19 protein-coding genes and 1 pseudogene are annotated in these 23,122 nt (G+C 48.7%); 14 read left to right on the forward strand and 6 right to left on the reverse strand.

Annotation, left to right across the window (positions count from 1 at the left end; translation table 11 throughout):
- The first annotated feature begins 94 nt into the window (after positions 1–94).
- Both ACN6MW_RS15455 and ACN6MW_RS15460 read left to right on the forward strand, forming a co-directional pair.
- Positions 95–1,222: a copper amine oxidase N-terminal domain-containing protein gene (locus ACN6MW_RS15455; RefSeq protein WP_419876125.1), complete on the forward strand. Its 1,128-nt coding sequence runs from the start codon at positions 95–97 to the stop codon at positions 1,220–1,222.
- Positions 1,223–1,456: 234 nt separating this feature from the next.
- On the forward strand, positions 1,457–3,034 hold the full coding sequence (locus ACN6MW_RS15460; RefSeq protein ID WP_419876126.1) for an ATP-binding protein: 1,578 nt from the start codon (positions 1,457–1,459) through the stop codon (positions 3,032–3,034).
- Positions 3,035–3,102: 68 nt separating this feature from the next.
- Here ACN6MW_RS15460 and ACN6MW_RS15465 read toward each other — a convergent pair whose 3' ends face one another.
- Both ACN6MW_RS15465 and ACN6MW_RS15470 read right to left on the reverse strand, forming a co-directional pair.
- Positions 3,103–3,924, reverse strand: coding sequence for a hypothetical protein (locus ACN6MW_RS15465; protein ID WP_419876127.1), 822 nt, complete (start codon positions 3,922–3,924; stop codon positions 3,103–3,105).
- Between the two features lie 149 nt (positions 3,925–4,073).
- Positions 4,074–4,895 carry an AraC family transcriptional regulator gene (locus ACN6MW_RS15470; RefSeq protein WP_419876128.1) on the reverse strand — a complete coding sequence of 274 codons (822 nt, stop codon included), beginning with the start codon at positions 4,893–4,895 and terminating at the stop codon, positions 4,074–4,076.
- Between the two features lie 137 nt (positions 4,896–5,032).
- Here ACN6MW_RS15470 and ACN6MW_RS15475 point away from each other — a divergent pair, with 137 nt between their 5' ends.
- The 6 genes from ACN6MW_RS15475 (at position 5,033) to ACN6MW_RS15500 (ending at position 10,317) form a co-directional block, all read left to right on the forward strand.
- Positions 5,033–5,482 (forward strand): SRPBCC family protein, encoded by a 450-nt coding sequence (locus tag ACN6MW_RS15475; protein ID WP_419876129.1) that lies wholly within the window; start codon positions 5,033–5,035, stop codon positions 5,480–5,482.
- Between the two features lie 154 nt (positions 5,483–5,636).
- Positions 5,637–6,416 (forward strand): Cof-type HAD-IIB family hydrolase, encoded by a 780-nt coding sequence (locus ACN6MW_RS15480; protein WP_419876130.1) that lies wholly within the window; start codon positions 5,637–5,639, stop codon positions 6,414–6,416.
- Positions 6,417–6,719: 303 nt separating this feature from the next.
- Positions 6,720–7,454, forward strand: a complete 735-nt coding sequence (locus tag ACN6MW_RS15485) for an ABC transporter ATP-binding protein (protein ID WP_419876131.1) — start codon at positions 6,720–6,722, stop codon at positions 7,452–7,454.
- A 13-nt stretch (positions 7,455–7,467) separates the two neighbouring features.
- Complete coding sequence (locus tag ACN6MW_RS15490; RefSeq protein ID WP_419876132.1) at positions 7,468–8,709, forward strand: ABC transporter permease; 1,242 nt, start codon at positions 7,468–7,470, stop codon at positions 8,707–8,709.
- Positions 8,710–8,844: 135 nt separating this feature from the next.
- Complete coding sequence (locus tag ACN6MW_RS15495) at positions 8,845–9,819, forward strand: DUF5667 domain-containing protein (RefSeq protein ID WP_419876133.1); 975 nt, start codon at positions 8,845–8,847, stop codon at positions 9,817–9,819.
- 114 nt (positions 9,820–9,933) lie between these two features.
- Positions 9,934–10,317, forward strand: coding sequence for a GNAT family N-acetyltransferase (locus ACN6MW_RS15500; protein ID WP_419876134.1), 384 nt, complete (start codon positions 9,934–9,936; stop codon positions 10,315–10,317).
- A gap of 212 nt (positions 10,318–10,529) precedes the next feature.
- Here ACN6MW_RS15500 and ACN6MW_RS15505 read toward each other — a convergent pair whose 3' ends face one another.
- On the reverse strand, positions 10,530–11,165 hold the full coding sequence (locus ACN6MW_RS15505; protein ID WP_419876135.1) for a class F sortase: 636 nt from the start codon (positions 11,163–11,165) through the stop codon (positions 10,530–10,532).
- Positions 11,166–11,250: 85 nt separating this feature from the next.
- The gene (locus tag ACN6MW_RS15510) at positions 11,251–12,627 is read right to left on the reverse strand and encodes a copper amine oxidase (protein WP_419876136.1); all 1,377 of its coding nucleotides are present in this window, start codon (positions 12,625–12,627) and stop codon (positions 11,251–11,253) included.
- Between the two features lie 137 nt (positions 12,628–12,764).
- Here ACN6MW_RS15510 and ACN6MW_RS15515 point away from each other — a divergent pair, with 137 nt between their 5' ends.
- From ACN6MW_RS15515 to ACN6MW_RS15540, 6 genes are all read left to right on the forward strand, one after another.
- Positions 12,765–13,583, forward strand: coding sequence for a protein-glutamine gamma-glutamyltransferase (locus tag ACN6MW_RS15515; RefSeq protein WP_419876137.1), 819 nt, complete (start codon positions 12,765–12,767; stop codon positions 13,581–13,583).
- A 351-nt stretch (positions 13,584–13,934) separates the two neighbouring features.
- Positions 13,935–14,615 (forward strand): response regulator transcription factor, encoded by a 681-nt coding sequence (locus tag ACN6MW_RS15520; RefSeq protein WP_419876138.1) that lies wholly within the window; start codon positions 13,935–13,937, stop codon positions 14,613–14,615.
- Positions 14,612–15,988 (forward strand): sensor histidine kinase, encoded by a 1,377-nt coding sequence (locus ACN6MW_RS15525; RefSeq protein WP_419876139.1) that lies wholly within the window; start codon positions 14,612–14,614, stop codon positions 15,986–15,988. Before ACN6MW_RS15520 ends, ACN6MW_RS15525 begins: the two co-directional genes overlap by 4 nt.
- A 71-nt stretch (positions 15,989–16,059) precedes the next feature.
- Positions 16,060–18,252, forward strand: coding sequence for an MMPL family transporter (locus ACN6MW_RS15530; RefSeq protein ID WP_419876140.1), 2,193 nt, complete (start codon positions 16,060–16,062; stop codon positions 18,250–18,252).
- Between the two features lie 119 nt (positions 18,253–18,371).
- Positions 18,372–19,723 (forward strand): IS1182 family transposase gene (locus ACN6MW_RS15535; RefSeq protein WP_419871355.1). Its coding sequence is split into 2 segments (ribosomal slippage): positions 18,372–18,939 and positions 18,939–19,723, totalling 1,353 coding nucleotides; the frame shifts between segments, so codons are not numbered across the junction.
- A gap of 779 nt (positions 19,724–20,502) precedes the next feature.
- Positions 20,503–21,489, forward strand: coding sequence for an oxidoreductase (locus tag ACN6MW_RS15540; RefSeq protein WP_419876141.1), 987 nt, complete (start codon positions 20,503–20,505; stop codon positions 21,487–21,489).
- Between the two features lie 48 nt (positions 21,490–21,537).
- Here ACN6MW_RS15540 and ACN6MW_RS15545 read toward each other — a convergent pair.
- Positions 21,538–21,750: pseudogene (locus ACN6MW_RS15545) on the reverse strand (alkaline phosphatase); the annotation flags it as partial.
- A gap of 114 nt (positions 21,751–21,864) precedes the next feature.
- Complete coding sequence (locus ACN6MW_RS15550; protein WP_419876142.1) at positions 21,865–23,118, reverse strand: extracellular solute-binding protein; 1,254 nt, start codon at positions 23,116–23,118, stop codon at positions 21,865–21,867.
- Positions 23,119–23,122 lie beyond the last annotated feature (4 nt).

Here is a 23,122-nt window from a genome sequence, read left to right on the forward strand (position 1 = left end):
TGGATTAAGGATCATTTTCTCCGCAACTTATATCGTCCTGGTCACGTTAGTAGAGTATAATAAAATGACTGACGAAAAAAAGGATGGTAGACCAATGACCTTAAAACAATTGCTGAACAGAAAAATAGCCGTAGCCTCGCTCACGACAGCCGTACTTCTAAGCGCCTTAGCTCCGGGAGGAATTTCATACAGCGCTGCAGGTAATCCGTCTGCCCCTCTTCAATTTCAAATCGGCAGCAACAAATCGATAGATTATCGCGGAGAGCATACGTTAGCTGCAGCTCCATATGTCGCAAACGGCGTTACTATGGTTCCTGTAAGGGCTTTGGCTGAAGGACTGCAGGCAGCCATCCATTTGGATGCGGCAACGAAAAAAATCACATTAAGCCGCGACGGATTAACCGTAAGCTTGACGATCAACAGCGATGCGGTAGTTGGCAGTTACGTTAAAAATATAAAGCTGCCTGCAAAAGTGGCCGTTGTAAAAGGCACAACCTTTGTGCCGGCAAAAATCGTAGCGCAGCTGCTTGGGGCGGAAACGACCTGGGACGCGAAGAAAAAAATGATTTCGATGCAAACGAGCGAGTCCGGATTATCCTACCATTATACGTTTGATCAAGGCGACGAAGGCTGGAAGGGCGCTTTTGCCGACCTGCCTGTAGACTATAATGCGTATATCTATGATCTGAAATTCGCAAGAGAATTGCTGCCTACCGCAAAAAACAAAACAAACTACGGTTTAAAGCTTAGCGGAGTGAATCGCAGCGACGACTTGTTTATGTTCGTTACGAAGAAAATCGAAGGTCTCGAACCGCATACCATGTACCAAGCATCATTATCCTTCCAGCTTTATACGGACCAAGCCGGCGGGATGATGGGAGTGGGCGGCGCGCCTGGCGAAGCGGTAAGCATCAAAGCGGGCTTCGTAAGCAAAGAGCCTAGAACCTTGCAATCGGACACCGAGGGACATATGTATTACCGCATGAATATTGATAAGGGCAACCAGAAAGTGGAAGGCGATGATATGAAAATCGTCGGAAATATGGTACAGCCGAATAGCTCGCTAAAAGGTTTCCAGCCGGTAGCGATGCAATACAGCACAACTCTCCAATCCAACGAGCAAGGCGAGATTTATGTCATTGTCGGGAGCGACTCCGGCTATGAGGGACTGACGACCTTTTATCTCGATGATATGAAGGTCAAGCTTTTGCCGAAAGAATAATGCAGAGATCGCTTGCTAAGCGAATGCTTAACGGTTCCGTACCGTTAAGCATCGCTTTTTTTGTTGGGAAAATACCGTATTCTCGACAATCTGGATACAAAATTGCTGGAATTCGGCAATTATAAGCGATTTTTAATAAATATGGGAAGGATTGTGAAGAGATAAGCTAGAATATTGGATAATGTCCAACAATATGGAAGCAGGCGTTTCGGAAAGGTTAATTGGTAGAACAACATGATAAATAATAATCTGGTCATCAATTCACATAATCAATGCCGGTTGCGTGGCCTAAATCCGGACGCGCTCCCTGAATATACAGAATGGTTATCAAGCGAGGAACTGGAAACCCGTCGCACAATCTACAAAGACGTGATCAGGGTGATCAGCGTATTTGTAGATAAATTTTTATCCTCTGTTTCCGGTGATCCTTTCTTCGTCGCGATCACGGATAACAAAGGGTATATTCTTGAATTTAAGGGAAACCCGTCTATTATAAGCAAGGTGAGGCAGTTGGGGATCACGGAGGGTGTCCGGTTCTCGGAGGAGCTGAGTACGAATTCGGTTGATCTGTGCTTGCGAAACGAGCTTCCCGTTCAGCTTATAGGAGAGGATCATTTCCATAAAGTCTTGCACCAGCTCGCATGTTATACGGCTCCTATTCACGCGGAAGACAACGGCCAGCTGCTAGGAACTCTTTCGCTCATGACCGACATTCAATCCGCTCATCCCCATTTGCTTGCCCTCTTATGCACAATCGTCGATTCGATTGAGCGCGAGCTTTTGTTGATCAAACATAATACTCAGCTTCAAATCCTGAACCAGGTGCTGCTCGAGACGAATTATTACGGCGTTATTATTTCTGATGCCAGGGGCACCATTCTAGAAATAAATGATAACAGCGCATTAATACTCGGAAAGTCCATCCATGAGAAGCGTCTTTTCGCAGGTACGAGCGTTTTTGCCATGGGCAGGATTGGATCCTATTTTGAACGGGTTATCTTGCACGGTAAGTCATGCGTAGGCGAAGAAATTTCAATTCCGGTAGCAGACAAGCTGAATTATTACATGCTTGATGTGGTGCCTATCTACGACAATGAACAGCTTATTCGGGTGGTCGGCAGCCTAAGGGACATTACCCAAATGAAGATGGCTGAAGAGCTGCTGCGCAATAACGAGAAGCTGGGATTTGCCGGTCAGCTTGCAGGAAGCATCGCGCATGAAATTCGCAACCCGATGACTACGGTAAAGGGCATGCTGCAATTATCCAGCAAGACAACCAACCCGCATTATTACAACCTCATGATGTCGGAGCTGGAGCGAATGAACGCTATTGTGGGCGAGTTTTTAATATTAGGAAGACCGCAGGCGTTGCAATATAAAGATGAAGAATGCGCCATGATTCTGCAAGAGGTCTTATCCGTATTAGAAATGCAATTCGAGATGAACGGGATTGTCATTCGCAGCGAGTTTATGGAAGCGACGACGATTCTATGCGACCGGGATCAAGTGAAGCAAGTGTTTTTGAATATTTTGAAAAACGCTTTGGAAGCTTTGCCCTTCGGAGGAGAGGTCGTTGTTCGGCTGGATGTCGTCGATCGTTACCAGCGGATCCGGTTTATAGATAACGGCGTCGGCATGACGGAAGAAGTAAAGCAGCGCATCGGCCAGCCCTTCCATACGACAAGACGTGACGGGAACGGACTCGGAATGATGATGGTGGATAAAATCGTTGCCTCGCACGAAGGGCGCTTGGTCGTATCCAGTGAATTGGGCATAGGTACAAGCGTTGAAGTTTGGTTTCCTGTTTCCTAAAAGAACAGACGGCTCTAATCGGCATACAGCTGACGGGCCGTCTTTTTTTTTTTGCTGCTTTCCTCCGGTTAATTGTAACCGGAAATTTGCGCATCGACCTTAGCTATGATACTCGACGTTTGCTGCTCATAGGCATATGTTTTTTGCTTTTGCTCATTAATTAACTTGATATAGGAAAGCATTCTTGCCAAAGAACCGGAGGATGCTGCCGCATCTCCTTTTTTCACCGCTTGGTTCAAAAGAGAGGTTTCGGTTGTAAAGTATTTTTTTGTGGTGCTGACCGAGCTTTTGGAGGCTTTTATTTTCACTTTGATTGAATCGATGCCGCCCAGCTGATCGCGAAGCTTCTTTATCGACTTCGCCGTATTCGCTTTCGCCTCTTTAAGCGCTGCTTCCTTGCTGCGAATATCCAGCTTGGCAAGCTGAACGGCTGCTTTCGTGGTTTCGACCTGCGGCTTCAATAAGCTTATTGCGAATTTATCCTTAAATGATTTTGCGATGCTTAGCTGCTGATTCAATGAATCGTAGAGTCTGAATAAAGGCTCGTACTTTTTCTTGGCTTGCGCGACGGCGGACTCCAGCTGAAGCAGCTTGTTCGCGTCAATCTCCTTTATCCGTTTACGGGTAGCGAGCACGGCCTCCTCGTTTTGATAATGAAGCTTGTCTATGCAGCTATCCCAGTCGAGGGTCAGCTTCTGCACGCTCTGCAGCTCAGCATACTGCGAGGTTAGCTTGGCAGCTGTCGTTTTGTCTGCGGCGCCTTTCATTTTGTCGAAAGCTGTCTTGGCGGTAGCGCTGAATTCAAACGATGCGGCAGAAATGACGGACGGTGCTGCGAGCAGGAACAAGAAGACGAGACCGAAAACGGTGAACCTTGAAGCAATTTTCATGAACAATAAAGCCTCCTTTGGTTACGGCAAAATACGCAAAAAAAGCACCTGCAAGATAGGCGATATACGCCTTCTCTTACGGGTGCTTCCATCGTAAGCCGTTCCTATTTAGTTTCTTCCATTAATATACAGGAAGCTTCCGAATACAGTCAAGCGCGGATGTCCTGCAGGGCAGCGGGCTTTGCATACTCATCAGGCGTTTTGCCGATAATGGATTTGAAATCCTTGATGAAATGCGACTGATCGTAAAACCCGAGATCAGCAGACAGCTTCAGCGTGTCATACTCTCTGCCGGTATCCATAGCCTCTGCCGCATTTTGCAGCCGATACAGCTTGATCACCCACTTTGGGCTTATGCCGACATATTGGTTGAATAAACGCTGCAGCTTTCGTTTGTTAAGTTGAAAGGTATCGCAAATTTGCTCCACCTTAGTCAGCTCGCGGTCTATCTTTATCCGATCGATAATCTGATTGACGAGTATAATCGGCTTATCCAGCGGCGGAAGATGCTTGATGAACAAAGCCTCGGTAAGCGCGATCCTGTCCGCGGGGTCAGCCGACGACCTTAGCTGCTGCTCATAATCGGCTGCATCCGCGCCAAAAATCTCTTCTAGAGCTAGCGATTGATCCGTCAGATTGGAGAGCGCCGTGCGTACAAAGGGATAAAAACCGCCGGGATGAAATTTAACGCCGAATACTTGTCCTTTGCCTTCGATTCGCTTCGTATACATACGGCTGGAAACGCCATAAATGCCGCTTCTATGGTCCTCCATCACCAAATTGACGCATGGATTAGGGACCACGTCCTGAAGATAAGGAGGCTGGCCGGTCAAATCCCAGCTCACGACCCAATAATGCTTAACAAAATGCTGGAGCTTCTCTGATGGAGCGTAGCGGCGCAGCTGGAATTTTTTCTCGCCCTCGCTTAGCTGGAGTATACCCATGCTGCGATTTTGCGTTGGATTTGGCATCTATAAATCTCTCCTATTGATCGATTTGTCGCGTTTTTACAATACCAGCCAGTTGGACAACGTTATACTAAGCAAAGAAAGCGCCAGCTGCTATCAGCTGCAAATCCTATATTTGTTAATGAGAAGGAGTGTTTCGCATGGAATTCAAATATGAGTTTTATATCGGTGCAGCGCCCGAGAAGGTGTGGGCAGCGTTTATATCGCCGGAAGGCACGCGGGCTACTTTTTTTGGCTGCGTCATTGATTCTACCTTTGAAGAAGGCTCTTCCTTCCGCTATGTCGGCCCGGGTACGGATGGTGATGAGACGGTGCATATTTATGGTACTATTTTAGCATATGAGGAGAATAAAATAATTAGCTTTTTAGAGCATCCGGGCCCATCATACCGCCCCAATCATGCAGAGCTGGAATCGACCATTACCTTTACGCTCGAGCCTGTCGGAGAAACGACCAAGCTTGTCCTGACCAACAACCAATTTACCGAGAACCACCCGGGATTGGAAACGGTCGACGGCCAGTGGTGGATGATCCTCAGCAATTTGAAAACGTATATCGAGACAGGCAAAGGTTTAGCGTTTGGCTGGTAATTTCATTCGGTTTTGTAAGAGCTTCAGCTGCTGCTGAAGCTCTTTTTTTTGCTGGTTGAAGGGAGCAAAGATTTCTTTTCCGGTTCCGTTTCTTTATACTGTAAAAAAGGACAGGCGTAATACGTCTGCGACAACGGACAGGAGAGAGAGCAGAATGAGCTATAAAATTGTTTTTTTCGACATTGACGGCACGTTGATCAACGAGCAAAAGGAAATTCCGGCCGATACGGTCAAAGCCATTGCGGAGCTGAAGGAAAGCGGCGTTGAGCCGGTCATTGCCACGGGGCGCGCGCCTTATTTTATTAAGCCGCTTGCCGAGCAGCTTGGCATCGAATCGTTCGTTTGCTTGAACGGGGGATATGTCGTCTACAAAGGCGTACCGCTTTATAAACGCGAGATTGAAAAGCATCGTCTGGAAGCGCTCGTTAAGGTTGCTGCCGAGCATAATCACGGGCTTGTCTTTGAAGGCGAGCATAACTTCTTCTCGGATAAAGAGGATCATCCTTTTATTATAGAATCGGTTAACTCATTGAAGGTTGATTTGCCCGGTTTCAATCCGGAGTTTTGGAAAACGGATGGCATTTATCAAGTCTTCCTTCACTGCGAGAGCCATGAAGAGCATCTTTATGAGGGTTTGCATTCCGAATTAAAGCTGATTCGCTGGCATCCGCAGGCAATTGACGTCCTCCCGGCTGGTGGCTCAAAGGCACAAGGAATCGAAGCGTTGCTCCATAAGCTGGGCCTTACGCCTGCCGATGCCGTTGCATTCGGAGACGGCCTGAATGACAAAGAAATGCTGGAGACGGTTGGTTTCGGCATTGCTATGGGCAACTCGCATCCCGAGCTGCTGCCCTTTGCCGATTATGTGACGACGCATGTAGACGAGCAGGGCATACGAAACGGCCTTGTGGAAGCGGGTCTTTTGGAGCGATAAGCATTAGGTTTGACTTGTGTGTAAATGTGCTAAAAAATTATTTGCAAGAAGCTGACATCACTCGCTGTGGTGTCAGCTTTTTTTATCTAACGAAAAGCAGATTTCAAATTCTAATGTTTCCGTGCTACAATGTTTATTGGAATTATTATCCAACATTACTCCGTGAAACATCGGCAGTCTAGGACGTTAGGATCTAGTCCAAGGCTGCCGATTGTAGTTTAACATGTCAGCATATGACTTCATTTTTCTTGGAAAACGTAGAAAGATCGTAATGATTTAGTTAGGAAAGGCGGTTGCTTACGAATGGATAATAAAGCGGGAAATACAAGCATGCCAGGCTATGTGCTGCGCGCTGCGATAACGGAGGCAGGCTACGAGGAAGGCAAGTCGACCATTCGTCATATTTTGCTGGAGGTAGCGCCGGGAGAGCTCGTGGGATTGATTGGTCCGAACGGAGCGGGCAAGAGCACGACGATCAAAACAATTCTCGGCTTAATGGCGCATGTGAACGGAGAGATTGTGCTAGGCGGAAAAAATAAACGTTATGCCTACGTGCCGGAGCAGCCGGTATTTTATGAGTATATGACGTTGTGGGAGCATCTGCATTTGGCGGCATCGGCATTTGGAATCGAAGAGCGGCAGTTTGCGGACAAAGCGGATGAGCTTCTAGAGCGTTTTCGCTTGCTCGAAGAGAAGCATCATTACCCTGCGCATTTCTCCAAGGGGATGCAGCAAAAGCTGATGCTGATCATTGCTTTTCTGCTGGAACCGGATGTTTATATTGTGGACGAGCCATTCGTCGGGCTTGATCCGCGTGCCACGACAGATTTTCTAAAGCTGCTTGAGAGCGAGCGGGAACGCGGGGCAGGCGTTCTGATGAGCACGCACGTGCTGGACACCGCTGAGCGTATCTGCAATCGTTTTGTTCTCATTAATAATGGCTCAGTCGTGTCGCGGGGCAGCCTGGAGCAAGTGAGAAACGATGCAGGCTGCACGGAGAACGCGACATTGTTCGAATGCTTTCACGCATTGACCTAGGGGGCGGAACAGGATGATGACACCTCGTCAATTATTTTGGATACGATTGAAGCGCAATCAAAGAGAGCAGCTCCGCGCTTGGCTAAGCGTACTCGACTGGACGGTATGGCTTTATATGCTTATTCCGGGACTCATTATTGGTGGCGGTCTATACCGCGAGGCATTGCTGGAAATGCCAGAGTGGGTCGTCAAGCTGCCTTGGGCCGAGTTATATCCGGTTATACTGCTTATTCTATTGTTCGTGGGACAGATTCGAATTTTCGTGGAGGAGGCTGACCGGTTATTTCTGCTGCAGCGGCCGGAATGGCTGCAGACGTTAAAGCGCTGCGGTATCGCCTACACATTAGGCAAGAAAATAATCGTAATGGCCATACCTTATTTGCTGCTGATGCCTTTCTTAATCAAGGTGGAGGGACTATCGCGGCTGCAGCTTGGTTTAGCTTTTGGCTTTACGGTCGTGACGGGGATGATTATGGCGCTCAGCATACAGCTGCTAAATGGCAGGCTAAAGGGCTGGCGAAAGCGATCCTTTGAAGTGTTGACTACGCTAGTGTTCATTGCGATCTATCTGATTCCGATGATTGCTTGGGCGAGAAGCGAAGGGATGCTGAGCATCTCCTTGGCTGCAGGCATAGTCGTTTTTTTCTTGCTGCTTCGTCTCGGCCTGCGAACGCCAATTCAATTTGAGGCGGAAGTAAAAACAGAGAGCGCGGCTCGCCTGCGCAGCACAGAGCTGTTAATGAGCCAGGTTATTGAATCGAAGCCGATTATTCGGGTGAAAAGGCCGTACTTGTTCCGTTATTCCCAGCGAATATTCCGAAAATCCGATGCAGGGACGATGCTGGCGGAAATGAGGCTAAAAGCCTTCTTGCGAGGCATGACGCACATACGCGTCTGGCTTGGCTTTATTTCAGCGGCTGTGTATGCGGTATCGCTTGTCCCCGGACCGATTGCGGCCTTTCTAGTGGTTGCCTTAACGGTAATAGGAATGACTTGGCTGCAGCTTCAGTGGAAGCATTGGTTTGCGGAAGCGTTTATCACGCAATTTCCTTGGTCACGGCATGCTGCCCAGAAAGGGGCTTTGCTATCGCGGTTTTGGCTGCTATTGCCGCCGATTCTCATTTGGTCCGCTATTGCAGGCCATAAACTCGCAGGCGTCGCCGGTTCCTTCGCAGCCGCTTTGATCTGCGCCGCCGCATGGGCAGCCATGAGCGGGTATGGCAGGTCAAGCAAGAAGATGGATTCCGCGCTGTAATGGCACCCATGTTATTCAGAATGATTGCACTTTGATGAACAGGCGTTAATTGGCTACCCCCAGAAACCCTGTCACTTTGCCGTATTGTTTACATACAGCTGCAGCTAAGAAAACAATACGAAGGTGGTAAACGAATTGAATCAGAGAAGAAGAACGGGATCAAAAAGAAATACCTTCATTGCTAAGAGCGCTTTAATCGGCATGCTTGCGTTAGGCGTTGGGACAGGCAGCGTACTAGCTTCCGGGGAGGAGCCTGCTCCTATTTCCTCTGCCACGATTGCAGCAGATGCACCGGTTGTGACAGCGGTTACGGAAAGCACAGAAAAAACGGATAAAACGCCAAACCTTTTGCCGGGTGATTTCTTTTATTTTATAAAATCCATATACGAAAACATCAGATTGTCGATTACAGCTGACAATGTGAAAGAGGCCGGCTTGCTCGCGGAATTCGCGCAGGAGCGTCTTTCCGAAGCGGCAGCCTTGCATGCTAAGGGAGAAACGGAAAAGTCGGAACAGGCCCTTCAAAAATCTTTTGAAAACCAGCAGATTGCCATAGAATTGGTTGCTAACGAAGCGGAAGAAGAAAACGAGGGTGAAGATTTGCATCAGGCGGCTGAGGTGAAATCCGACCTTCAGCATAATATTTTAGCTCTTACCTCCGCGCTGGAAAAGGTTAAGAACCCGCAAGCCCAGAAATCGCTTTTGAAAAATATCATAAAGTCTTTCGGCAAGCTGGAGAAAAAGCTCGCCAAGCTTGAAAACAAGGCTCCCGAAGAGCAAACTTCGGCGACCATAACGGAGCAGGCGGAGGATTCTTCTACAGCTAAGCAGGATGCGGTTACTTCCGGTGAAGGAACGGCAACCACTGCGGCTACTGTAACCACTTCCATTGAAAGCGAAGCGGAGCAAAAGACGGTTTCAGACAAGAAAACGAAGCTTGAGAAGGCTGCAACGGCCAAGACCGCGGAAGTGAAGGAAGCAAAGATTAAAGAAGCGAAGATCAAGGAAAGAAAGACTAAGGAAACAAAACCAGAAAAGCAAGAAAAGCAAACGATAGAACAGCAGGACCATAAAAACAACCGCAGCGAAAAAAACCATACTGGCAAGTAAATCTGAAGCGCTCTCCTTAAGGTGGAGGTTCATGGCATGCTCATTGGGGTAAGTAGGTATAGACCCAAGGCTTGATCGGAAGAGGGTTTTACTTTCAAGGAGGTGCAAGCAGCCATGAGCACGGATAGGGACATGTATGGCGCGGTTGAAGAGGAAATTAGGGCGCAAAAGCAAGGTAACAGCTATATTTTAACAACGACAAAGGGAACCATCGGGAAAATTACGTATACGCTAGTTGACGTGAATACGTGGGTCATTGACCATACGTACGTGGATGGCGAGTACCGCGGGCGGGATTTAGGTAAGCAATTGCTTGATTTCGTTGTCGATGAGGCTAGGGAAAAGGGAAGAAAAATTATTCCTTCCTGTTCGTATGTTTTGGCGCAGTTCAAGCGGCATTCCGCCTATGAGGATGTATGGGAGAAAACGAATACGGAGTACTCCGATACGTACAGCTCGGACGGGATGGGTACCGCAAGCGGGAATATGCCTAAATAATAGACAATAAGCTTAGAAGAGAGCCGCAAACGATCGTTTGCGGCTCTCTTCTTTGTGTACGCGTATCGTAGTATTTCGCGGTAATCAAACGGGACTGTTCGTACAATTTAAGCAGGTTGGAAAATGGTTTCGTTCTGGGACTTTTGAGTCAACATTACGCTTGCTCTTTTTCAAAATCAAAGGCACGCGGTGAAATGCGTTCCTCTTTTTTCTTATTTTTTCAGCTCCGTATAAATAACTAAACGCTCTTCATGCGTCTTGGCTTCGTCGTTAAATTCCCCCGTGCAGGTAATTAAATTCAAATGGCTCTGATAGGAAAAGCCGAAAATATCCTCAAGCGGCGCCTCCTCCCGGGGGTAACGCTGCTTATCCATAACGATAAACGTGCGGGTGGTTCCTTCCTTATCCGACACGATTATTTCATCACCGGCCTTAAGGCGGTCCAGCTTATAAAATACGGCAGGTCCCGTTAAGCTGTCCACATGTCCAGCCATAACCGCATTGCCCTTTGCGCCGGGCTTCGTGCCAGGCTCGAACCACCCAACCCCGTCAATATGCTGAGGCACGCCCATTTGGCCGTTTTCCATCGTTCCGACATTTTCGATTGCAGCTTTGACGTCAATGGCAGGGATAGAGATGGTTGTCGGGATGATGCCGAGATCCTCCTCCCTAAGCAGATCCGGCGGTACAAGCGGTGACGGTGAGGGTGATGGAGTAGGCGGGATGGATGCAGCAGCGGAAGAGTTTATATCCTGCGGCTTTGCCTCCTTATTCGCTGCCGGGCTGGAGCAGGCAGAGACCAATGCGATAATCAGCAGAAGGGCGGTCATGCCCATTATATGCTTCATGCTTCGGGCTCCTCCTTGGCGTATGGTAGTAAAAAAGAAAGGAGGGGCAAACCCTCCTTTCCTCAAAAGCGTAGACGGTTGAGCGTTATTTCGCGGCCTTGCGGCGAGCGATAAAGAAAGGGATAAGAACCGCTAAAGCCATAATTGCAAGGGATAACATGACAATGTCTGTCAGGGGAGACTTCTCGTGGCTCATGCCGCCCATGCCGGTTTGAGGCATTTCAGAAGGCATTTTAACCTCGAATTGGTCTGGGAACTGGTCGACAACGGCATTGGTAACGCCAAGCCCTACTTCGTACATATGTGAGTAAGCTTCGCGAACGGTCGGGTAAGCGGTCGCATAGTCCATTTCGGTGTAGCTATTGAAGGCTTTCAGCAGCTCATCGACATGCATTTTAAGGCCGGCTTCCATGTCGGCAGCTTTTAATCGGCCCTCCGTTGCAGCGTCGAGGAAGGCTGCTTGCTCTACGCGGTATTGATCAAGCGCCTCGAGCGCTTTTGTTTTTGCAGCTTCATCTTTGGCGCCTGTCGCCTTCACGTAGTCAACAAAGTATCCGATATGGGAGCTCCAAATTTTCTTGAAGGCTTCTCCGCCTTCTTTTCCGTAAACGGAAGCGATAGCGGCGGACAGGTCATCCGTATTTTCATTTAAAGCAGCTGCCGCAGCGTCAAAATCCTTGGCGCCGTCGATCCCTTTTTGCATCGCCAGAATGGCGAGCGCAGCATGCTCGGAGAACAAATGATTGAGATTGGCACGAAGCTCGGCAGACGGCGTATCGACCGTTTTATGATCGAATTGATCCGGGAATTGGTCCGTAATGGCCCAAGACAGCCCTTTGCCTACGCCGTACATATGATGAACGGATTCTCTGAGACTATCATACGTCTTGTCAAAATCGCCGACAACGTAATTATCGAATGCCCACACGAGCTGGTTCACATGAACCTTCAGGCCTTCCTCGAGCTCCTTCGCTTTTAATCGGCTACCCGTAGCTGAATCCAGAAATGCGGCTTGCTTTATGCGGTATCCATCAAGCTCGGCGAGCGCTTTTTTCTTGGCGGCATTATCCTTGGCGCCTGTCGCTTTTACATAATCGACAAAATACCCAATGTGGCTGCTCCAAATTTCCTTAAACGCTGCTCCGCCTTTCTCGCCGTAGACGGAAGCGACTGCTTTGCTTAGATCATCCGTATTTTGTGCCAGTGCGCCAGCTGCGGCATCGAAGTCGCCTTTGCCATCGATTCCTTTTTGCATGGCGACAACCGCGAGAAACGCATGCTCAGACAACAAGGAATCGAGAGCCGCGCGTAAATCGACGGCTTTGTTCGTAACCTCGGCGGCTCCTGCCGGCATAGCGGTCATGGTACTCTCGCTGTGCGTATGTGCGCTTGCGAGTCCAGCTGTTGGCAGCATCAAGGCTAGGCTGAGCGGAACGGCTAAAAAGTATTTTTTCATATTCATGGGTTAAACACTCCTCTTCGTTTTTGTTTCTTGCCTAGTAACACGAAGAGAAGCCGTTGTTGGATCACTACTCACAAAAGTTTTTTTTGCACGTACAATAACCCAATAGATGTTTGATAAAAGGGAGGAACATCAGGGTGATACTTGTATCGGGCAGTCCGGAGTTTACGATGAACCCGTTGACGCTGACAGAGCTGGAGAGAAGGATGCTGCGAGCGAAGCAGAACAGCGAGGTCGTTTATCGATACCCGTCCGTTGACGCGCTGGAATTTGAGCTCAAAATGCGAACGCATATCGTTGAGGCGGCCAAAGCGCTTTATGCCAGCGGCGTGAGCTTTGCAACCTTCGAGGGGTCCAAGTGCAATGAGCAATACTGGACGCGTACGGAAAACGGCGGGTTCCAGTTGAGAGGGGGCGTGCTGCCTTCTGTCGGAATCAACGATATTTTTGAAAATGGGCACTTGTACGGCTTTGAATGCGCAGGCGCAATCATCATTATTTTGTATAAAGCCGTGCTGGATACCGTTGGCGATGCGGTATTTAATGCTTATTTCAAAAACCTGTTTCTACGGTCTTGGCAGTATGACCGCGATTTGAATTTAATAACGACCTATAATAAAAATGAAGCGTACCCGGGCGACGTGCTGTATTTCAAAAACCCCGAGCATGATCCGGAAACACCCGAGTGGCAGGGAGAGAACGTCATCATGCTGGATACTGACTTATACTTCGGACACGGCATCGGCATTGAATCCGGGCAGGAGATTATCAACGCGTTGAATCGGATGAGAAGAGAGAACAGCACCATATCCGCTTATTTGCAGGACTTGGTCGTACATCCCGACTTCGAATACTTGCGGGGGCTTTCGATGAGGGACGCTTGGTGGGAAGAGGGAAGCGCGACTGAGGAAATCGGCATCGCAGGGAGAATCGGATTCGGTACAATAAGATATTAAGCAAAGCGGCAAGGTCGGATTTTTGCGATAAGCACCTGTAGGTGAGGCGGGGACCGCTTCAATTACGGGTGTTTTGCTTGCCTTCTTGATTAGTCATATACTTTTCAAAGATAAAGTGAAATGGTATAACTTGAGTAGTTTATACATACGGCTTTGGACAGTCTAAGAGTATCGTGCGGCTTCTGGAAGATTATATGAACGCAGCCTGAAGCAGCCGTTGCAGGATGATGCGCCGTATGAATACGAACTCATCATCAGTATGGATTTAATGGATGGTAAAAGGTGGATTTACGATAGCGAGCTTGATATTAATGTTGATTATTAATTTGGTCATATGCAGGGAGAAAGTCGATGAGAATGCATGTATTAGTCGTGGATGATGATCCGTCTATCCGTGAGCTGCTGCGGTTTGTGCTGCGAAAGGACGGGTATGTCGTGCTTGAAGCCGAAAATGGACAAGCTGCATCCGGGCTGCTGGAGAATGAGCAGGTCCATTTGGCGGTCGTAGATATTATGATGCCGGGGAAAGATGGTTTCGAACTTTGCCAGGAGATTAGGCTTCATTATGATATTCCGGTCATAATGCTGACAGCGAGGGCAGAGATGGAGGATAAGGAGAAGGGCTTCGATGCCGGAACGGATGACTATATCGTAAAGCCGTTTGAGCCGAAGGAGCTCCTCTTCCGCATGAAAGCTTTGCTGCGCAGATATCGGCTTGTGTCCTCGGAGGTCATTCAGCTGGGCAGCGTTGTTATCGACCGAAGAGGCTATGAGATTAAAATAGGCGAAGCTGTTCTTACGCTGCCGCTGCGCGAATTTGAGCTGTTATCCCAATTAGCCAGCCATCCGGGCCGTATTTATACGCGCGAGCAGCTGATTCAGCTGATATGGAGCGCGGACTTTCAGGGCGACAGCCGTACCGTTGATGTCCATATCAAAAGGCTGCGCGAGCGTTTTGCAGACCGGCAGGACGACTTCACCATCACGACGATTCGGGGTCTTGGCTATAAGCTGGAGGTGCGTGAAGGATGAAATCGTTATATGTGCGCATTGTTTTCACGTTTGTGATGGTCGCGATGATCAGCGGCCTGCTGGGGTTGCTGTTAACGAGCTTGTATTATCAATATAAGCAGCAATCCGGCAATGAGCAAAAGATGCTCTCAACCGCGCAAAGCATTCGTGATCAATATGAGCAGAATCCGCAATTGGATCTGGATACTTATTTGGCGCATACGGCTAAGCTTGGTTACCAGATTTATTATGTGAATAGGGACGGGATGGGACGAATTTACGGTTCGCCATTCAAGCATGGACAGCTGAATGAGCAGCAAATAAAGGCTGTTCAAGACGGAGAAGTATACCTCGGCATGGAGAAACAGAAGGACCGGCTGCAGCTGTTCTCCTATTTTAAAAATAGTATCCTGAATACGGTTGGTTTGCCTATTCTGACGGAAGAGGGCGAAGCGGCCTTATTTATTCGGCCGGATCTGCAGCAGCAGATTGGAGAGGTTCGCATTATTGCCGGCATACTAATCGGCATGACCTTTGTGATTAGTCTTGTGCTAATCATTATTTTATCGCGGCTGATCGTTAAACCGGTTAATGAGCTGACGAGAGCGACCCAGCAGATGGTTGCCGGTAATTTTGATGCGGGCCTTCAGCTCTCAAGAGGGGATGAAATAGGCGAGCTGGCGCGCAATTTCTCGGCAATGACGCTTGCGATCAAGCAGCTGGACCAGATGCGCCAAGAATTTGTGGCTAACGTGTCGCATGAATTTCAAACGCCGCTAACTTCGATACAGGGCTTGGCACGGGCCGTGCTCGATAAGGAGACCACGCCGGAGCAAACGGATAGCTATCTATCCATAATCGAAATGGAAAGCAAGCGCCTATCCGGCTTAAGCAAGCAACTGCTGATGCTGGCAGCGCTGGATAAAGAGAGCAAGCCGCTGCATAAAACGGCTTTTCGTTTGGATGAACAAATTCGCCAAATCTTAATTACGCTGGAATGGCAATGGACGGAAAAGTCTCTCCAATTGGAGCTTGAATTGCCCGACACGCATGTTCATGCGGATCAGCAGCTGCTTTATGAGGTATGGCTGAACTTAATTGCCAATGGCATTAAGTTTTCGCAACCGGGAGAAGCCATTTCTATATCCATCGCAGAATCGGATGTCATTGAAGTAAAGATAAGCGATAAGGGAATCGGCATTCCTGAGGAGGATCTCCCGTATATTTTTGACCGTTTTTATAAGGCGGATAAAGCTCGGAGTCACAAGTCGGCAGGCAGTGGACTTGGGCTCTCGATCGTGCATAAAATCGTGGCTCTCCATCAAGGGAGCATCACGGTTCACAGCCGGCCCGAAGAGGGCACCTCGGTTATCGTAACGCTTCCGCGTTTGTAATGTTCTGTTCATCGTTCGTTCATCTTCCTGTTCGATAATGCGGGAGAAGGACAGAACAGGAGGACAAGAACATGAATGTAAAGCCGTTGCAAAAGGTAATTCAATATGTGTGCAGCCCGCGCGGGGCCAAAATAAGTTTGCTTTGCTGGGTGCTGCTTGCGATTGCGCTCAGCCTGGCAGCTCCGGGCGCAAAGGAGTATGCGATAAGTGCGGGAGAAGGCAATGCCGGCGGCAGCAATCCGGCTGCGCAAGCGCAGCGTTTGCTGGATGAGCAATTTCCCTCCTCGGATGGGATGACGGCGCTGCTCGTGTTCCATAACGGGCAAGGGGTCACAGCTGAGCATCGAAAGAGCATCTCGCTGCTCAGCGAGTGGCTTGCCTCGGATTCGAAGCCTGTACAGGTGGATAAAGCAATGCCTTTCCATGACATGCCAGAGCCTGTGCAAGTCAAGCTGCTATCCGAGGATCAGACGACGCTGCTGCTGCCTGTTGCGCTGAAGGCACACACGGAATCGGACCAGGTGCTGACAACCTTGGAAGCGATAAGAGAGAATTGGGAGAATCTTGGGACTGCGGAGGTTCGGCTTGAGCTGACCGGTCCGGCAGCGATAGCCGCTGACACGCTTACGCTCTTTCGGAATGCGGATATGGTGCTGATGTTCTCGACAGTTGTTCTTATTCTTATTTTGCTCATCGCGATCTACCGTTCGCCGCTGCTCGCGATTATACCGCTAGCGGCCGCAGGCCTCGTTTATGCGGTGGTGGACCGCTTGATCGGGCTCGCGGGCAAAGCGGGCTTGTTCGTTATCGATAAGCAATCATTATCGATTATGATGATCCTGTTATTCGCCGTGATCACCGATTATTGCTTATTCGTATTTTCACGCTACCGCGAGGAGCTGCTCCAAGCAGAAAGCAAGCACCAGGCGATGGGAGCGGCCATGAAGCATGTTGCGGAGCCTATTTTATTCAGCGGGGGGACCGTTCTGCTGGCGATGCTGGCTTTGTTTGCTGCAACCTTTCAGCCTTATAGGGGCTTTGCACCGGTATTCTCGGCTGCGGTGGCCGTTATTTTGCTGGCTGGCCTTACGCTTGTACCCGCTGTATTTGCGCTGCTTGGCCGCAAAGCCTTCTGGCCCTTCGTGCCGAAAGCGCAGACACAGCCTTTGGGAACGAGGACTCGCTCTCGCATATGGACCCGCGTTGGAAGCTTTGTTACGAGTAAGCCGAAGCGGGTTGCGGGAATTCTGCTCGTGCTGCTGCTGTTAGCGGCATGTAACGGCATTGGGGTCAGCTTTTCCTTTAATCTCATGGAATCCTTCCCTGAGAAGCTGGCCTCACGCCAAGGATTTGAGCTGTTGGAGCAGCATTATCCGCCTGGGGAGCTGGCCCCCGTTACACTGCTCATAAACAATGGAACTGATATTGAAGCGGACGGCTCCTTCGCGAATAAGCTGCATGCCTTGACGGAAAAAATGAAAGGACAAGGAAGTATAGCTTCCGTAAATCCGGATGTGCTTCTTGGAGAGCCATTGCCTGCAGAGGCCATATCGAAGGATAATCGCACGGCGCGGCTTCAGCTGGTATTGCGAACGAATCCCTATGAGAATAAGGCGCTGGATACGGTAGAGCAGTGGAAGAAGGAGAGCAGCTCATTACTCCGCGAGAGCGGTTTTGACCCGTCGCTCCAATCGCTGCAGTTCGCCGGTCAGACAGCGGCGCAGGTTGATGTGCGGGCAATGAACAAGCAGGATACGGCAGTTGTGTTCACGCTTATTATTCTCTTCATCACCATGATGCTCGCTTGGCAAACGGGCTCCGTTAAGCTGGCCTTCTATATGATGATTACGATTTTGTTATCTTACGCGGCGACGCTGGGTATGAGCTGGGGCGTGTTCCACAGTTTGCTTGGCTATGAATCAATCAGCTATCGGCTGCCGATGTACAGCTTTGTCTTTATGGTTGCCTTGGGCGTCGATTATAATATTATGCTCGTCTCGCGCGTGCAGGAGGAAGCGACCCGCCATCCGTGGCGAAAGGCGGTTAAGCTTGCAGTGGCGTCGACGGGCGGCGTCATCTCATCAGCAGGAATCATTCTTGCGGCGACGTTTGCCGTGCTGATGACGCAGCCGCTGCAGGAGCTGTTTCTCTTCGGCTTTATGATGGCGGCAGGCATTTTGCTGGATACATTCCTCGTTAGAGGAATGCTGCTGCCTGCATTAATGAGCTTACTTATCCATAAAAACAAGATTGAAGCATCCTAGCGGATGCTTTCAGGCTGTCGAGAAAGTCTCGACAGTCTTCTTTTTGTTTAATTAATTTAACACGACACCGCGTTAATACAGTATAATTATAGTAATTAAAACGAACGGATGGTGTCGTGATGCTGCGTACTAATCGAGATAAGCAACAAAATTACGAATTGGTTTCCATTGAGGAGCTAGTGCCCTCTGATCATATGCTTCGCAAGATCGATAAGCACATCGATTTCACCTTTATCGATGAGAAGGTTCGCCATCTTTATTCGCAGGATAACGGTCGTCCAGCTATTGACCCGCTTGTTCTCTTCAAAATGATCTTTCTAGGCTATTTCTATGGCATACGTTCCGAACGCCAACTTGAACGTGAAGTTCAGACTAATTTGGCTTATCGTTGGTTTTTAGGACTTGGGCTAACCGATCGCGTTCCAGACCACACCACGATCAGTTGGAATCGTCGTACGCGTTTTAAGGATACCTCTGTCTTCCAGGACATCTTTGATGAGATCGTGCTGCAAGCCATCTCTCACCGTATGATTGGCGGCCGTGTGTTGGTATCCGACTCCACGCACGTGAAAGCGAATGCGAATAAAAACAAATATACAAAAGAGCAGGTTCAGCAGAACACAAGGGATTATTTGGATGAACTGAACTCGGCAATTGAAACCGACCGTAAAGCGCAAGGAAAAAAGCTCTAAAACCACGAGAGGAGGTGAACGAAGACAAGGAAGTGAAGGTCAGTACAACAGACCCGGACAGCGGATATATGTTTCGGGAAGGCAAGCCGGAAGGCTTCTTTTATCTGGACCATCGTACCGTCGATGTGAAGTGCAACCTCATTACTGATGTTTTCGTAACCGCAGGAAATGTTCACGATTCCGTGCCGTACCTCTCTCGATTAGATCGTCAGCGTAAACGTTTTGGTTTTGCAGTTGAAGCAGTCGCACTTGATTCTGGTTATATGACGACCCCGATTTGCAAGGGACTTGAAGACCGCAACATTTATGGTGTTATTGCGCACCGCAGATTTCAACCGACACAAGGGTTATATCCCAAATGGAAATTTACATATGATGCCGAACGGAACTTGTATATTTGTCCCCAGCAACAAAAATTGCCTTACCGAACGACAGACCGACACGGATACCGACACTATGCTTCGGATCCGAAGATCTGTGCAGCATGTCCCATGCTAGAAAAGTGTACGCGCTCACGTAACAAGCGTAAGATCGTCACCCGGCACATCTGGGAGGACAGTAAAGAGCAAGTACGATTAAACCGCTTAAGCAAGTCGGGCAAAAGATTGTACCGAAAACGAAAAGAAACGATTGAGCGAAGCTTCGCGGATGCTAAACAGCTCCACGGGTTTCGCTATTGCCGGTTGCGCGGGTTAAACAACGTAATGGAACAAGCGTTGATGACCGCCGCCGTGCAGAACATGAAGAAGATCGCCCTCCACTTGGAACGGAGGGCGTGAGAGGTTTAAACCCTCTGTTTCTCACGAAAAGAGAAGATAAAAAACAAAAGAGAAACCCGTCGTTTTGAAAAAACGTGGGTTTCTCTACAAGCTGGAAGCATCCTAGCGGATGCTTTTTTTTTGTTTATAGGTTCTGGATTTCATTAGGACGCGCAAGAATCAACGGGAGAAACAAGTTTCTTTGATGGACCGTTTGTTAGTCTTGGTGTGTTTAACGGGATTTTCTACCGTTAAAATAACCGTTTTGACGTTCGGGCTTGAATTAACAGGATTTGTTACCGTTAATTCAGTCCGTTTCCCGTTGAGACGGTGGTTTGCCGGAAATTAACGGGAGAATTTCCTGTTAAATATAACCGTGCTGCCATTTGCACCAAACTAACGGGAGAATTTCCTGTTAATTTTGAAGGGACAACCGAAATAGATAATGAGGATGAACAATATGGATAACAATGAGAATGAACAAAAGAAATGAACAAAAGAAATGAACAAAAGAAATGAACAAAAGAGAGAAGCCGTGCAGCGGACGTATGGAGTGCTTCGCAAATAGGGGGTGCTCGCGGCAATAAGGCCGTGGCCATCCTTTTTTGCGCTTAAGAAACCGTGTCGCAATCCTCACAAAAAACTGCTACTGTAGAAGAGGATCCCTTTCGTTGGGTCACAGCAGTACTCTGCCTTCACGGGCGTTATTTGGATTTGAGCGATAAGCTAATCACTTCAGAAAGTAAAGCAAACCATTGTATCCCAAGCCCTAACAATGAGTATTGAATGGAGGAATTTGCATGACATCCTTTAAAGCGCTAGTGATCAATCAAATAAATGGCCAAGTCGTTGGTGAAACGAAGCTTATGGAGGCAGCGGATCTGCCAGAGGGCGAGCTGCTCATTCGGGTATCGTATTCCAGCGTAAACTACAAGGATGCGTTAGCTTGTTTGGCAAACGGCGGAGTAGTAAAGAGCTATCCGTTTATTCCGGGCATTGATTTGGCTGGTACCATCGTTTCCAGTGAAGATGAGCGGTTTCAGCCGGGAGATCAGGTTGTTGTGACGGGCTATGGATTGGGAGTCAGCCATTTTGGCGGCTATAGCGAGTTTGCAAGAGTGCCAGCAGAGTGGGCGCTTAAGCTTCCTCGAGGTTTATCGATGAAAGAGGCGATGATACTGGGTACAGCTGGCTTTACGGCGGCATTGTCCATCTATGAGTTGCAGCAAAACGGAGTGCGCCCGGAGGACGGTCCTATTCTCGTAACGGGGGCAACGGGCGGCGTTGGCAGCGTGGCTGCCGCGATTGCGGCCAAGCTCGGCTACGAGGTGGCGGCAAGCACCGGCAAGCGGGACAAGCACGCGTATTTGCACGGGCTGGGCGTTAAGCGAATCCTCTCCAGAGAAGAGCTGGCGGCAGGTAAGAAGCGGGCGCTGGACAAACAGCTTTGGGCAGGCGCCATCGACTGTGTCGGAGGCGAGACGCTGGCTGGACTGCTGCCGCAAATGCAATACGGCGGCGTGGTTGCGGCGAGCGGCCTAACAGGCGGCTCGGAGCTATCGCTGACGGTATTTCCGTTTATCATTAGAGGTGTCCGGCTCATCGGCATCGATTCGGTTATGGTTGGCATGGAGAAGCGGAGCAAGATTTGGGAGCTGTTAGCAGGTTCTTATAAGCCGCAATTCCTAAAAGAATTATGCAACGAAATCGGGCTGGAGCAGGTGATGGAGCAGACGGCGTTGCTTTTGAAGGGACAGTCCGAGGGCAGGACGGTCGTAAGGTTATAAAAGAAGCTGTAGAGGAAAGGATTAGAGAAGGATAGCTTTTGTTTTTTTTGCAGCATTATACGTTTTATTGCCCGTTGCAAAGGCTGTTCCTGCGGAACCGGACTTTGTTACAGCACCAGACACGACTTTGTCGCCATCTTCTCCTTTATCCGCAAATGTCGCAGCTTGTCCGACATAATAGTAATCTAATGTAAGCCTCGGTTTACAATATAGTCTAGCTGCGGACATTTGCGGGGGACCCATGCCGTCGCCGAAAAGAACTTTTCTTTACTACGGTATTCCCACCATGAGAACTCTATTTTCAATCCACTTTGAATGTTACTGGCTTTTCATCAAGGGACTGTCAACCTCATGTGAAGAATTTGGTAACTTCAATTATAATAGATCATCGATTTCAGACGCCGCTTGATCCAAGCCGTCCTTAGCGGTCAATTCTCCCAAAAATATTTTTCTTAAATACATCGTATACACTTCATCGATTTTGCTCCAATTTTTGACCGGCGGGCGCAAAAAAGTATTATTCATAGATTCCAAATAAGCATTAAGGTAAGACTCCCTACCAACGGTTAGAGCGTCAACAGCCTCCCTATTGGTCGGAATTAATCCAGCCCGCGACATGACAAGCTGCGCATCCTTTCCCGTCATCCATTTCATAAAAGCCCATGCCTCATCCCGGTTTTTGTTGCCCTTCATAATAACCAAATTTTCGCCGCCAATAATTGAAGCGAGGCCATTGCTCCGTGGAAACGGTACGGGAAGAGACTGTTTGAGGGCGCGATCCAAATCCGCAGGATTCAATAAGCCGTAGAACCATGGTGCTTCATCCGTCATAAGCAGCTCTCCGCTCCGTACCCCGGCCCAGTTGTCTACGTTATTGATTAACACCGAGATGTCAATCTGTTCATCTCTGTAAAGAGAGGCCAGCTGCTCCACAGCCCGGATTGTCTCTTTGCTGTTTAAAAATCCGGAAGCTTTGCTGAAATCCCCGTTCATAAAAGCCCCTCCAAGGCTATAAAGGTATGGAAGAGTATCCCAAGCCTCCAGTCCTCCAAGTCCGATCGTATAATGTTTTTTCCTTGCAAGCTCCAGAACTTCTTCCATCGTGCCCGGCGGCTCAGAATAACCCGCGCGTTCAAGCAGCTCTCGGTTAAAGATAAGCGCTGTCGTATACAGGTTGAGCGGCAAGCTGTAGTATTGGTTCTGATAGAAACCTACGCTCATTGTTTTACGATGAAGAGTGTTTTGTATGTTTTCGAAGCCCGAAAATCTGTTTAACGGTTCAAGAAGCCCTTTACATGAAAACTCGGGTACCCAGGAGATATCCATTCTAACTACGTCAGGACCGCGGTTAGAGGAAGCACGTACTATTAAGTTGTTTTTTAGTTCGTTATTGTTAGCTAGGTTTATGGATCTGACTCTTATGGCTGGGTTCTCCCGTTCAAAAGCCGGGATCAGCTCTTGATCCAGCAGCCAGGTTTCTTTATCATTATAGGTGTGCCAAAAAGTAATTTCCGTTTTTTCGTTACCGTGAAGCATTTGAACGTTCTTTGGATCGGAGATTACGGACTGGCTTCCGCAACCGGCTGTCCATACTAGAAGCAGCAATAAAGATGCCCAGCGGCTGGCCATTACG

This window comes from Pristimantibacillus sp. PTI5 (assembly GCF_048572955.1).
Lineage (GTDB): Bacteria > Bacillota > Bacilli > Paenibacillales > Paenibacillaceae > Pristimantibacillus.